Source organism: Alishewanella sp. HH-ZS (genome assembly GCF_001704375.1).
GTDB classification, from domain to species: domain Bacteria; phylum Pseudomonadota; class Gammaproteobacteria; order Enterobacterales; family Alteromonadaceae; genus Alishewanella; species Alishewanella aestuarii.
Genome location: NZ_LZEJ01000035.1, coordinates 1 through 12145, shown reverse-complemented (window position 1 = coordinate 12145; position 12145 = coordinate 1). Strand labels below are relative to the sequence as shown.

The window sequence follows — 12145 nt, the reverse complement described above, 5'->3', positions numbered from 1 at the left end:
TCCTTCAGACTTTGCACCTATCCGGAATTCAAACACCTGTTTAAATAACTATTGATATTTTCATTAAAGCACGACACACTGGATGGGATAACCTCATCGTACCAGTTGCGAATAACCCTATATAGCAAACGCGACCAAGGAGCATATTTATGATTTACCAAAGTAACAGCATCCAGGTGGAGTATCTGAAACCTGGTATTGCCAGGTTTACGTTTAACGCCCAAGGTTCGGTCAACAAATTTGATCAACAGACGCTGGCCGATTGTAAGGCAGCGCTGGCCAAGCTGCACGCGGATCCTGAATTAAAAGGCGTGCTATTTGTCAGTGGTAAAGACAACTTTATTGTCGGCGCCGATATTACCGAGTTCTTACCTGTATTCGAGCGTCCGGAAGCCGAACTGGTTCCCTGGATTAAAACCGCTTCTGATGTGTTTGATTACTGTGAAGATTTACCTGTGCCTTCGGTGGTCGCGATTAAAGGTTTTGCACTGGGCGGTGGCTGTGAGTGGACCCTGGCCTGTGATTATCGGGTGGCGGATACCACAACCCGTATCGGTTTACCGGAAGTAAAACTGGGCTTGATGCCAGGTTTCGGCGGTACTGTGCGTTTACCACGCATTATCGGTGCCGATAATGCGATGGAGTGGATCACCACCGGCAAAGAGCGCGGCGCAGAGCAAGCACAGAAAGAAGGCTTAATTGATGCCGTTGTGGCACCGGAAAAACTGGAAGCGGCAGCCCTGAGCATGCTGGAAGATGCCATCGCCGGCAAGCTGAACTGGCAGAAAAAGCGTGCGGTGAAACTGCAACCGCTAAAACTGAATAAAACCGAAGCCACCATGAGCTTTAACACCGCCAAAGGTATGGTGTTCGCTACCGCCGGTAAACACTACCCGGCACCCATGGTAGCCGTGCAGACTATTGAAGCCGCTGCAACTTTAGGCCGTGACGCCGCCGTCGCACTGGAAAACAGCGGCTTTGCCAAACTGGCAAAAACCGATGCCGCAACTGCGCAAATTGGTCTGTTCCTGAATGATCAGGTGATTAAAGGGAAAGCCAAAAAAGCCGCAAAAGTTGCCACCAAGGCGGTTAAAAAAGCAGCGGTGCTGGGTGCTGGCATTATGGGCGGCGGCATTGCCTACCAATCCGCGTTAAAGGGCGTACCAGTAGTGATGAAAGACATTGCCGATAAAGCGCTGGAATTGGGGATGGGCGAAGCCACCAAGCTGCTGGCCAAACAGGTGGAGCGCAACAAGCTGGATGCAGTCGGTATGGCGAAAGTGATCTCTGCTATTACACCGACATTAAGCAACGAGCAGGTGAAAGGCGTCGATATCGTGGTGGAAGCCGTGGTCGAAAACCCGAAAATCAAGGGCGCAGTATTAAAAGAGGTTGAAGCCTTGCTGGCCGATGATGCCATCCTGACATCAAATACCTCAACCATCTCAATCAATCAGCTGGCAGCGAATCTGAGCCGGCCACAGAATTTCTGTGGTATGCACTTCTTTAACCCGGTACCGAAGATGCCACTGGTAGAGGTGATCCGCGGTAAAGACACCAGTGAAGAAACCGTAGCCGCTGTCGTCGCTTACGCGGCGAAAATGGGCAAGTCACCGATCGTCGTTAACGATTGTCCGGGCTTCTTTGTCAACCGGGTACTGTTCCCCTACTTCGCCGGTTTTAGCAAACTGGTGTTAGACGGCGCCGACTTCGCTCAGGTTGATAAGGTGATGGAAAAGCAGTTTGGCTGGCCGATGGGCCCGGCGTATCTGCTGGACGTCGTCGGTTTAGATACCGCTTATCACTGCACGGACGTGATGGCAACCGGCTTCCCAACCCGGATGGCCAAACTGGACAATGATCCTGTTGCTGCCATGTATCAGGCTAACCGTTACGGTCAGAAAAATGGCCTCGGTTTCTATGCTTACAGCAAAGATGCCAAAGGCAAGCCGAAAAAGGATATTGATGCCGCCAGCCTTAACTTACTGTCCGGTATTGCTGTCGCCAAACAGGACTTCAGTGCCGAGGACATTATTGCCCGCCTGATGGTACCCATGATTAATGAAACGATCCGCTGTCTGGAAGAAGGCATTGTTGCCAGTGCGGCCGAAGCGGATATGGGTCTGGTTTATGGCCTGGGCTTCCCTCCGTTCCGTGGTGGTCCACTGCGTTATGTCGATACCCTTGGTCTGGCTAACTTTGTCGCACTGGCCGACAAGTACGCCCACCTGGGCGAGATTTACCAGGTAACCGAACAAACCCGCGCCATGGCCGCTAATGGCCAGCGTTTCTTCCCGGTTTAAGCGCAGGAGCAGCAGAATATGAAAAACGCCGTTATTGTAGATTGTATCCGTACCCCGATGGGCCGCTCTAAAGCTGGCATGTACCGCAATGTTCGCGCTGAACAGCTGTCAGCCCATGTGATGGCCAGCCTGCTGGAGCGTAACCCGGCTTTAAACCCGGCAGATATCGATGATGTGATCTGGGGCTGTGTGCAGCAAACGCTGGAACAAGGCTTTAACATCGCCCGTAATGCCTCTTTACTGGCGGGTATCCCGCACTCAGTACCGGGTGTCACCGTAAACCGCCTCTGCGGCTCTTCAATGCAGGCATTGCATGATGCCGTGCGCGCCATCCAAACCGGTATGGGTGAGGTCTATCTGATTGGTGGCGTCGAGCATATGGGTCATGTGCCAATGAACCATGGCGTCGACTTCCACCCGGGCTTAGCCACTTCAGTGGCCAAGGCCGCCGGTATGATGGGCCTAACCGCCGAATTACTGGGCAAGCTGCATGGCATCAGCCGGCAGCAGCAGGATGAGTTTGGTGCACGCTCGCATCGTCTGGCGCACGAAGCCACCCTGCAGGGCCGCTTTAAAAATGAAATTATTCCGACTGAAGGCCATGACGCCGATGGTGTACTGCGCCTGTTCGATTACGACGAAGTGATCCGCCCGGAAACCACGGTTGAAGCACTAAGCCAGCTGCGGCCGGTATTTGACCCGGCTAACGGTACTGTGACCGCCGGCACCTCTTCCGCCTTATCCGATGGCGCCTCAGGTATGCTGGTGATGAGCGAAGACAAAGCGAAGGCGCTCGGTTTACCGATCCGCGCTTATGTCCGTGGTATGGGTGTGGCTGGTTGTGATCCGTCTATTATGGGTTATGGCCCGGTGCCAGCCTCGAAGAAAGCGTTAAAGGCTGCCGGTATCAGCATTGCCGATATCGATTATGCCGAGCTGAACGAAGCCTTCGCGGCACAAGCCTTGCCGGTTATGAAAGACCTGGGTCTGCTGGAAGTAGCTGAGCAGAAAGTGAACCTGAACGGTGGCGCCATTGCTTTAGGCCACCCACTGGGCTGCTCCGGCTCACGCATCAGCACCACGCTGATTAATGTGATGGAAGCTAAGGGCGGTAAGTTTGGCCTGGCAACCATGTGTATCGGCTTAGGCCAGGGTATCGCTACGGTGTTTGAACGGCCTTAACCTAGCCGTAACAGCGCAGATAGCTTAAAATAGGGCCGTTTACGGCCCTTTTTTGTTACCCTTGTTATCAATTCGCGGAGCAGTTGCCATTATGGAAACCTTATTTCAGCAAGCCGATCATACGCTGGATGCCCTTGGGCTGCGCTGCCCGGAGCCGGTGATGCTGGTACGGTTGCAGATCCGCAAAATGCAGGCAGGTGAAACCTTGCTGATTATCGCCGACGACCCTGCCACCACCCGCGATATCCCGGCGTTTTGCCGCTTTATGGATCATCAGCTGGTCGGTAGTGATACCGCAGCCTTACCCTACCGCTACCTGGTTAAAAAAATCAGTAGCTAAAATTCGACTCTGCTCCAGCTATCGCAGATACGCCACCAGCCGGCTTATTGCATTGTATTTTCCCGAATTTCGGCTTAGCCTGTTTATTGCTCACCCGGCAATAATAACAACAAAACAGGTTTACCTATGCACCCGCTGCTACTGCTAATTCTTTGCCTCGCGTTATCCTTACCAATGGCTTACAGCCAAACCCCTGAACGCACGCCGTCGGCACCGACGCGAACGGAAGGTGACGGCCCCTATCCGCGTTTAATCCTGCGTGGTGGCATTTTGATTAGCGGCGAAGGGGCGCCACCGGTCGGCCCGGTGGATATCGTGATTGAGCAGGATCGTATTCGTCAGGTGGCCATTGTCGGTTATCCGGAGGTGCCGGTACTGGCGCAAAGCCGGCCACAAGCTAAACCCGGCGATCAGGAATTAAATGTCAGTGGCATGTATATCCTGCCGGGTTTTGTCGATATGCATGGCCATATCGGCGGCTCTGCCAACGGAATACCGGCCGAATATGTGTTTAAACTCTGGTTAGCGCATGGCATTACCACTATTCGCGAGCCGGGCAGTTTTAACGGCCTGGCCTGGACCTTGCGCCATATGCAGGCGGCGGCCGCCAATCAGATTGTCGCGCCACGGATCGTACCCTATGTTGGCTTCGGTCAGGGCCTGGCGGAGCCGGTTTTTAACCCAAACCAGGCCAAAAAATGGGTGCAGGATATTAAGAAAGCCGGTGCCGCCGGGATTAAGTTTTTTGGTGCTACTCCGCAAATTATGGCCGCCGCGCTGGCCGAAGCCAAGCAACAACAGCTCGGTACCATGATGCATCACGCCCAGCTGAATGTGTACCGCACCAATGTGCTGCACAGTGCCCGCATGGGCCTGACCTCGATGGAGCACTGGTATGGTCTGCCTGAGGCCTTGTTTGATGGCCAGACGATTCAGCAGTATCCGGCTAATTATAACTATCAGAATGAACAGGACCGGTTTGCCGCTGCTGGCCAGCTGTGGGCACAGGCGGCGAAGCCGGGCTCTGCCAAATGGCAGGCGGTACGGGATGAGCTGATCCAACTGGATTTTACCATCAACCCCACCCTGACCATCTACGAAGCCAGCCGCGATGCCGCTGCACAGCGGAATGCCGAATGGCATCAGGACTATACCCTGCCCACACTACAGCGCTTTTTTACACCTAACCGCTATGCCCATGGTTCCTACTGGTTTGACTGGACGACCGAGCATGAGATTCAGTGGCGGGGAAACTACCGGCTCTGGATGCAGTTTTTAAATGACTTTAAAAATCATGGCGGTCGCGTGACTGTTGGCTCCGACGCTGGCTATATCTATAAAATTTATGGCTTTGCCTATATTCAGGAGTTGGAGCTGCTACGTGAAGCAGGCTTTAGTGCGCTGGAGGTGATACAGGCTGCAACCTTAAATGGCGCCACTGCGCTTGGTTTAGATCAGGAAATTGGCAGCGTGGTGGCTGGTAAAAAGGCAGATTTGGTGATAGTGGCGGAAAACCCGCTGGCCAATTTTAAAGTATTGTATGGCACCGGCCACTACCGGCTCAATGCCGACAATCAACCTGAGCGCACCAAGGGCGTGCGCTATACCATCAAGGACGGCATTATCTACGATGCCCAGCGCTTACTGGCCGATGTGCGGACTCTAGTGCAGCAGGCCAAGGCGGCAGAGCAACAACCCTAAATCAGGCTATTCCGGTGCGCGCTGCGCGCCGGACTCCCGCTATCGAAAATAGTTTAGCCGCAAGCTTGCCAAATTTGATTACATGTGTAATCCTTTAAAGACTACAAATGTAATCTTCTGGTAAATCATGATTGAGATTAGTGATGCCGAACTGACGGTGATGCAGATACTCTGGCAGCAACATCCTAGCACGGCGGCAGAGGTAATTGCCCGGTTGCAACATAAAGACTGGCACGAGAAAACCATTAAAACCCTACTCAACCGCCTGGTTAGCAAGGGTGCCCTCAGCTATCAAAAGCAGGGCAAAGCCTATCTTTACTCACCCGCTATCGACTGCAGTCTCTATCAACAGCAAGCAAGTAGCAGCTTTATTAAGAAGCTGTTCTCTGGCCAATTGACGCCTCTTGTCGCCAGCTTTACCGCACAGCATCAGGTATCAGCAACCGATTTGGCGGCGTTAAAGGAACTGGTTAACCGCCTGGAGCAGGATAAGGACAACAGATAATGATTAACTGGCTATGGCAAGCCAATATCTGGCTAAGTATCCTGAGTGTGCTCCTGCTAAGCTTACACCCCCTACTGCTTAAGTGGTTCGGAGCCCGAACCCTGTATTCGCTATGGTTACTGCTACCTGTTGCACTGCTGTTACCGTTGGTACCAGCGTTACCGGCTCAGAGCCCGGCCAATCTGCTGTCAGAAATCTGGCTGGTATTACCCAACGATCTTGGCTTTGTACCACAGCCCAATGCTGTGACCTTTGTTATGTTGCTGCTTTGGGCGATCGGCACCTTGCTGGTGTTTGGCTACGCCCTGCTCAGTCAGCTCAGGCTACAACGCCAGCTTAATGCCGGCCGCCATTACCGCAGTGGCACCCTGCTCTGCTACCGTACGGACAGCACCCTGGGCCCGGCAATTTTTGGCTTACTAACACCAAAGCTGATTTTACCCGACAATTTTCTGCAACGTTTTGATCGGCAACAACGAAAATTGATCCTACAACATGAGCGTGCCCACTGGCAGAGTGCGGACCCACAGTGCAACCTACTGGCCTTAATACTGGTTGCGCTGTTCTGGTTTAACCCACTGAGTTGGCTTGCTTATCGTCGTTACCGCGCCGATCAGGAATTAGCTTGCGACGCCAGAGTTTTGCAACAACAAGACAATACCACTTTAGTTTGCTACGCCAGAACACTGCTGGCAGCAATGCAGTCGGCACCACCCACAGTGAACTTAAATCTGATTACTCAACATTATGGAGCTTTGGCTACGATGACCGAACGTCTAACCCAATTAAAGCAGCGCCGCCCGCTGTTAAAATATCCGGCGCTAAGCTGCGCCCTGGCGCTCCTTTGCGCTGCATCACTACTTCAAACCACTGTCGCAGTAACAGAAAGCCAAACTACGGCAGCGCAGACGAAAACGGAAATAACCCCCATCGTCAGAATTAACCCGCGTTATCCGGTTAAGGCCGCAGCAGAGGGGATCAACGGCTGGGTACAGCTCAGTTTTAACATTGATGCACAGGGTAAGGTCGAAAATTTGCGAGTACTGGATGCCAACCCAAGAGCCGTTTTTAACGACGAGGCGTTACAAGCCGTCGCCAAATGGCGTTACCATCCCGATCACGCCGGCAGCAATCTGACCATTCAGTTAGCGTTCGAGCTGGACACTGACAGTCGCTAGCATCTGGTAAACAGCTTGTTACAATCCTCTCTTGACCCATACGAAAGCTCACATTAGTCTAAGCAGTATGATTCAGGGAGGATTTGTTATGTTATGGCCACTAATTAAGGCATCGCTGCCGGCAAAAAGCCTGCTGTTATTGGCGTTGGCCGTATTGTTCTGGTTTGCCGGCTTTCATACCTTGCTTGGTGTCGTACTCTTTCTGGCGCTGGAAGTGATAATGTGGCGCAATAGCGCGACCTATGCCAGTCAGGATTTTGTTTACAGCAAGGATATCCTGCGCCTGTTCAGTTGTGATGGCGGGCAGCTACGAGTTGGTATGGATACGACGAATATCCGCAATATTGATAAGATCAAGCTGTGGCAAGACCAGCAATATGGTTTTATTGATTTTGCACTCGGTCAGCAGCTGCAAGTACGCTACAAATTTCCGCTGGAGCAATATCAGCCGCTGCGGCTTTGGCTACAACAACATCTGCCGGCGACTAACTTAGAAACCAGCTTAGCCCTTAATTAGGCTCTAATGCCAACAATAAGTTAGCTGAATGTTCCTCAGAGACACGCAATGCCGGCGCTAGTGCCACCAGCTCAGTATAGAGCGCGGGGTAATACAGCTGTAAACGTTTGGCGCGGCTAAGATGCGAGGGCTGTACTTGTAGCGGCTGGCGCAGGATCTCTGGCAAAAGAGGAAACAAGCGCCCCTGCTGGAAACTCCAGTCCAGTGCTAAATGCAGCGCATCCGGCCCAAAACGGTTTTGTTGCGGCATTACCCCCTGCTCTAACAATAATTGCACTACCTGCTCCGCCTGTTCGTGCGCAAAGGCTGGCCGGTATAGCGACATGCCAAACTGGTCGGTTAGCCGGAAGTCAAAACGGCCGGCAGCCAGCTGTTGCCAGTTCTCGATGCTGGCAAAACTAAACCAGGCCATGGTCAGAGGGGCAACCGGTAAGGTTCGCCCGTCCCAGATACTGATATATTCCGGCTGCAGTAACACCCAGGCTAGCAGTTCGCTGGTCAGGAAAGGCGACAAAGGTGTACTGAACACCAATTGCTGCATCCGCTCAGCCGAGCGCCAGACCCGCATCAGCTCCAGATAGAGCTCCGTCTCCTCGAGTGCAATATCTTGCTCAATGTTTTGCCGTTGCCGGTGCTGTAACGCTACTAACAGCGCTGGCTCATAGTCATTCAGTGCCGCCAACAAAGCGTCACCGCTATAGTGCTGCTGAAACTGCTGCAGAATGGCCGCTACCTGCTCGTCACTCCACAGCGCCCGGGATTGCCTTAGCTGCTGCTGCGCCGTCAAGCAAGCAGCCGTAGCGTCATCGACCGGCTGTACCGCTAATTGCTGGCGCAGCGCCGATACCAGCGCTGACTCTGGTTGCTCTGCTGCTGGCTCCAGCCATTGACCACTGGCAAGCTCATTCCGGCTATTTAGCCAGGTAAGGCGTAAATAGGGACTACTGAGGGCTGGCAATGGATGTAGCAGATGCCCCTGGTTAGCCAGCTGCTGCAGCTGCCGGACCTGTACTGCGCTGAGTTGATAGCAATTGTCCTGACATTGCCGGTTTAATTGGCGATTGCGGTTCTGTGCTGTCAGGCCCGAAATCAGATAATCCAACGCACTGACGGTGCCATTGAGCTGACTGGGTTCAATACCATATTGCGCCAGTACCGGCAGCAGGTTAGCCCGACCAGCGAGTAGCGCAGCATCAGCAAGGTTAAATACGGCTTTGTTATCCTCAGCCAGACGCCGGAATAACGGCATGCCCTGTAGCTCGACTCCCCGCTCCAGTAATAGCAAGATCAGTTCATCCGGCAGCTGCTGCTGAATAGCATGAGCGATATGTGTCGGATACAGGTTAAGGTTTGCCAACAGCTGACGGGCTTGCGACAACGGCACTGTATTGAGATTGCTGACAAAGGCCAGCCCCGGTGATAATACCCGGCTACTCTGCCATTGATGCTGGTGACTCAATAGCGCCATATCATAAAAGCGGCTACTGTTTGCCAGGCTGTGCAGTAGCTGCAGCCAATCGGCTTCAGTTTGAGGTTCCGTTTGCGGGTCCAATACATCACTGAACAAGATTTCATAGCTGGCTTCGCTGGCATCCAGCACGTTAAAGCCCTGCTGTGCTGCCTGTTGTTGTGCAGCCTCATCCAATAGCAATTGCAGATAGGGGCGCAGCTCGGAAGATGCCTGCAACTCCTGATATAGTCTGTCAAGGCGCTGCCCCTGCTGCAACAGCTCGCGCAAGGCTGTAGTAAGCTTTTGTGCCCGCTCCTGCTCATGCTGTTGTTGCTGCTGCTGTAACTGCGGCGCGCAGGCGACGACCTGCTGTTGCAACGCCGCATACTGCTCAGGCGTTACCTCTGGCGCAGCCAGTACCCTTTCATCTCTGGCATCGGCGGCAGGCCGATACGGAGAGTCTACTAATGACGGCACAACAGGGGCTGTTTCCCGGTTCTGACATTGGGTCAGGCCATAGCCGCCAGCTAAGAGCAGCAGGAGCAGTGCGGTAATTTTCAGAGGCTTTGACATATCACTAAAGGTCCTTTTCCGTTACACTGTCTGTTCGATTCCTGATTTATCATGCCTGAAAATTCATGTCATTACACCCCAATAACCCACATCAGGGCCGCTATGATTTCACCCGGCTATGCCGGCACTACCCTGCATTACAGGCTTTTGTGATTACCACAGCCGCTGGTGACAGTAGTATTGATTTTAGCCAGGCCGCAGCAGTACAGGCACTGAACGCGGCTATTCTGGCCAGCGATTATCAGGTGACATTCTGGCAATTACCACCGGGTTATCTCTGCCCGCCGATCCCGGGCCGCGCCGATTATTTGCATTATGCCGCCGATCTGGTTGTAGAACTGACCGGCGTGGCTAAAGCACAGGGTAAGCAATTTCGGTTGCTGGACCTGGGATGCGGTGCTAACTGCATTTATCCGATCCTGGCTAGCCGCAGTTTTGGCTGGCGTGCTGTCGGTAGTGATATTGACAACACCGCGCTGAAAGTCGCCGGCGCTATTGTCAAAGCCAACGCCAATCTTAAAGGCTTAATCGAACTTAGGTTGCAGCCGAAGGCCACTGAACTGCTATTTGGTATTATCCAACCCGGTGAATACTATGATATTAGTGTCTGTAACCCGCCGTTCTATGCCTCGGCGGCAGAGGCAACGGCAGCTAACCAGCAGAAATGGCAGAAGTTAGGTAAGGCCGATCGTGGCCGCAATTTTGCCGGTACCGCCAATGAACTCTGGTGTGAAGGTGGCGAACTCGTCTTTATTAAAAAATTGATTGCTGACAGTAGTCTGTTTGCCAGCCAGGTCGGCTGGTTTACCAGTCTGGTTTCGCAGCAAAAACACTTGCCGGCATTAGTCGCACAATTGCGGCGTCTGGCAGTAGCTGAAGTGCGGCAAATTAAAATGCAGCATGGCCAAAAAACCAGCACCATTCTAGCCTGGCGCTTTGCACCGACGACTTAATAAAGATGCTACAGGCCGCTCCGCTATCTTGCAGTTCGGGAGCGGCTGACTATACTCTATTACTCTTATCTAAACTGTACTTTTCAGATGAAACCGCTAAGGGTTTTAATCGCCGATGATGAACCTATTACCAGTCAGTATCTGAAGATCCTGTTACAGCGCTTTCCTAATTTGTTATTGATCGGTACCACCACCACGGGCCGGGAAACTCTGAAATTCCTGCACCAGAATCATCTTGATTTGATTTTTCTCGATGTGGTAATGCCCGATATCAGCGGTATTGATATTCTACGTCAGTTCAGTAAAACCTCGTCGCTAACGCCACCACTTTTTATCATGCTGACGGCTCACGAACAATTTGCCTGTGCCGCTTATCTTTTTCATGCGTTTGCCTATTTGACCAAGCCTGTCACGCCGCAGCATCTGGAGCACGTATTGCAGGATGCCAGCACCCTCCTCAGACCTGAAAGCCCGTTTATCCGGCAGACTAAGCCGCAGCTAGTATTTCAGACCGGGAACAGTGAATTGATTTTTCAGGAACAGGAAATTATTTTGATAGAAGCGGCCGGTAATTATCTCTGCTTACACACCCGACACGATAATTACATTATCCGCAACACCTTAAAGGAGTTAACGGCGAGACTACCGCCGTTGTTTGTTCAGGTGCATCGCTCTGCTATTGTTAATATTCTGCATATTAAACAGGTTGTCACAACTGCCAGTCTCTATCTGGTGTTATCTAACAACAAACAGGTAAAGCTATCCCGTCGCTGCAAACTGCAACTCGACGCCCTGCTTAATCTGTCCAACCGCTAAACTGCATTTTGCGACCATTCATCCCTAAGCCCGGCTCCTGATGGGTTTCGACCTTTAAGGATTGTTTTAGCCATCTTTAACCCATTGCCGCAGGCCATTGCAGTTGACCCCAACTGCGATTTCATCCGGCAGTAAAGCTTCTACACTGGTGATGGCAGCAATTATGCCGCCACCATCAAAAGGATTGATATTATGAAACGTTATCTTACTCTGACTTCCATCATAGCTGCAGCGCTTCTCGCTGTGCCCGCTGCTGCTGATTCCCGTTTTATTAAAGAAGGTAGTTACTTACATACTGCGCTGGTTGAGGTGTGCACCCACACCAGAAACGATCAGCCCGGCAAGCTGTTTAATACGCTACGCGAGTATCGGATTAGCAAACAAAGTGCGGTTGATAAAGTGATGTGTAATAAGCAACAACTCCTGACCTTTGCCCGCAATAACGATGCGCAGCGGGTCGTTGCGATGCTGCAGCGCTATGAAAGATTACCAGAGCGGAAAGTCACTATCAGCGATATTACGGCGCCAGCCAACTAGACCTGGCCGGATGCCATTGCTTGTCTGAGATACTTTTACAGAAAAAAATAGCCGGCATGATGCCGGCTCAGATTAATGACAAACCCCGGT

11 protein-coding genes are annotated in these 12145 nt (G+C 52.3%); 10 read left to right on the top strand and 1 reads right to left on the bottom strand.

Annotation, left to right across the window (positions count from 1 at the left end):
- The first annotated feature begins 149 nt into the window (after positions 1 to 149).
- The 7 genes from fadB to A9165_RS13115 all read left to right on the top strand — a co-directional run bounded on the left by fadB (position 150) and on the right by A9165_RS13115 (position 7726).
- Positions 150 to 2303 carry a fatty acid oxidation complex subunit alpha FadB gene (gene fadB / locus A9165_RS13145; RefSeq protein ID WP_065956230.1) on the top strand — a complete coding sequence of 718 codons (2154 nt, stop codon included), beginning with the start codon at positions 150 to 152 and terminating at the stop codon, positions 2301 to 2303.
- A gap of 18 nt (positions 2304 to 2321) precedes the next feature.
- Complete coding sequence (gene fadA / locus A9165_RS13140) at positions 2322 to 3485, top strand: acetyl-CoA C-acyltransferase FadA (RefSeq protein WP_008950617.1); 1164 nt, start codon at positions 2322 to 2324, stop codon at positions 3483 to 3485.
- 91 nt (positions 3486 to 3576) lie between these two features.
- The gene (tusA, locus tag A9165_RS13135; protein ID WP_065956229.1) at positions 3577 to 3825 is read left to right on the top strand and encodes a sulfurtransferase TusA; all 249 of its coding nucleotides are present in this window, start codon (positions 3577 to 3579) and stop codon (positions 3823 to 3825) included.
- Positions 3826 to 3951: 126 nt separating this feature from the next.
- Complete coding sequence (locus A9165_RS13130; RefSeq protein WP_065956228.1) at positions 3952 to 5526, top strand: amidohydrolase family protein; 1575 nt, start codon at positions 3952 to 3954, stop codon at positions 5524 to 5526.
- Positions 5527 to 5653: 127 nt separating this feature from the next.
- Positions 5654 to 6031 carry a BlaI/MecI/CopY family transcriptional regulator gene (locus A9165_RS13125; RefSeq protein ID WP_065956227.1) on the top strand — a complete coding sequence of 126 codons (378 nt, stop codon included), beginning with the start codon at positions 5654 to 5656 and terminating at the stop codon, positions 6029 to 6031.
- Positions 6031 to 7209, top strand: coding sequence for a M56 family metallopeptidase (locus A9165_RS13120; protein WP_065956226.1), 1179 nt, complete (start codon positions 6031 to 6033; stop codon positions 7207 to 7209). The genes A9165_RS13125 and A9165_RS13120 overlap by 1 nt, the downstream gene beginning before the upstream one ends.
- Before the next feature lie 88 nt (positions 7210 to 7297).
- A complete protein-coding gene (locus A9165_RS13115; RefSeq protein ID WP_065956225.1) occupies positions 7298 to 7726 on the top strand; it encodes a hypothetical protein in 429 nt (142 codons plus the stop codon).
- On the opposite strand, the gene A9165_RS13110 is transcribed toward A9165_RS13115, so the two are convergent.
- The gene (locus A9165_RS13110) at positions 7719 to 9749 is read right to left on the bottom strand and encodes a hypothetical protein (RefSeq protein ID WP_065956224.1); all 2031 of its coding nucleotides are present in this window, start codon (positions 9747 to 9749) and stop codon (positions 7719 to 7721) included. The genes A9165_RS13115 and A9165_RS13110 overlap by 8 nt on opposite strands.
- 65 nt (positions 9750 to 9814) lie before the next feature.
- Here A9165_RS13110 and rlmF point away from each other — a divergent pair, with 65 nt between their 5' ends.
- The 3 genes from rlmF (at position 9815) to A9165_RS13095 (ending at position 12055) form a co-directional block, all read left to right on the top strand.
- Complete coding sequence (gene rlmF / locus A9165_RS13105) at positions 9815 to 10702, top strand: 23S rRNA (adenine(1618)-N(6))-methyltransferase RlmF (protein WP_065956223.1); 888 nt, start codon at positions 9815 to 9817, stop codon at positions 10700 to 10702.
- Between the two features lie 87 nt (positions 10703 to 10789).
- Positions 10790 to 11518: a LytTR family DNA-binding domain-containing protein gene (locus A9165_RS13100; RefSeq protein ID WP_065956222.1), complete on the top strand. Its 729-nt coding sequence runs from the start codon at positions 10790 to 10792 to the stop codon at positions 11516 to 11518.
- 192 nt (positions 11519 to 11710) lie between these two features.
- A complete protein-coding gene (locus A9165_RS13095) occupies positions 11711 to 12055 on the top strand; it encodes a DUF3718 domain-containing protein (protein WP_065956221.1) in 345 nt (114 codons plus the stop codon).
- Positions 12056 to 12145 lie beyond the last annotated feature (90 nt).

Excerpts from the sequence above, each read along its gene's own strand:
- fadB (WP_065956230.1), top strand. The coding sequence starts at position 150 with ATGATTTACCAAAGTAACAGCATCCAGGTGGAGTATCTGAAACCTGGT.
- fadA (WP_008950617.1), top strand. The coding sequence starts at position 2,322 with ATGAAAAACGCCGTTATTGTAGATTGTATCCGTACCCCGATGGGCCGC.
- tusA (WP_065956229.1), top strand. The coding sequence starts at position 3,577 with ATGGAAACCTTATTTCAGCAAGCCGATCATACGCTGGATGCCCTTGGG.
- A9165_RS13130 (WP_065956228.1), top strand. The coding sequence starts at position 3,952 with ATGCACCCGCTGCTACTGCTAATTCTTTGCCTCGCGTTATCCTTACCA.
- A9165_RS13125 (WP_065956227.1), top strand. The coding sequence starts at position 5,654 with ATGATTGAGATTAGTGATGCCGAACTGACGGTGATGCAGATACTCTGG.
- A9165_RS13120 (WP_065956226.1), top strand. The coding sequence starts at position 6,031 with ATGATTAACTGGCTATGGCAAGCCAATATCTGGCTAAGTATCCTGAGT.
- A9165_RS13115 (WP_065956225.1), top strand. The coding sequence starts at position 7,298 with ATGTTATGGCCACTAATTAAGGCATCGCTGCCGGCAAAAAGCCTGCTG.
- A9165_RS13110 (WP_065956224.1), bottom strand. The coding sequence starts at position 9,749 with ATGTCAAAGCCTCTGAAAATTACCGCACTGCTCCTGCTGCTCTTAGCT.
- rlmF (WP_065956223.1), top strand. The coding sequence starts at position 9,815 with ATGTCATTACACCCCAATAACCCACATCAGGGCCGCTATGATTTCACC.
- A9165_RS13100 (WP_065956222.1), top strand. The coding sequence starts at position 10,790 with ATGAAACCGCTAAGGGTTTTAATCGCCGATGATGAACCTATTACCAGT.
- A9165_RS13095 (WP_065956221.1), top strand. The coding sequence starts at position 11,711 with ATGAAACGTTATCTTACTCTGACTTCCATCATAGCTGCAGCGCTTCTC.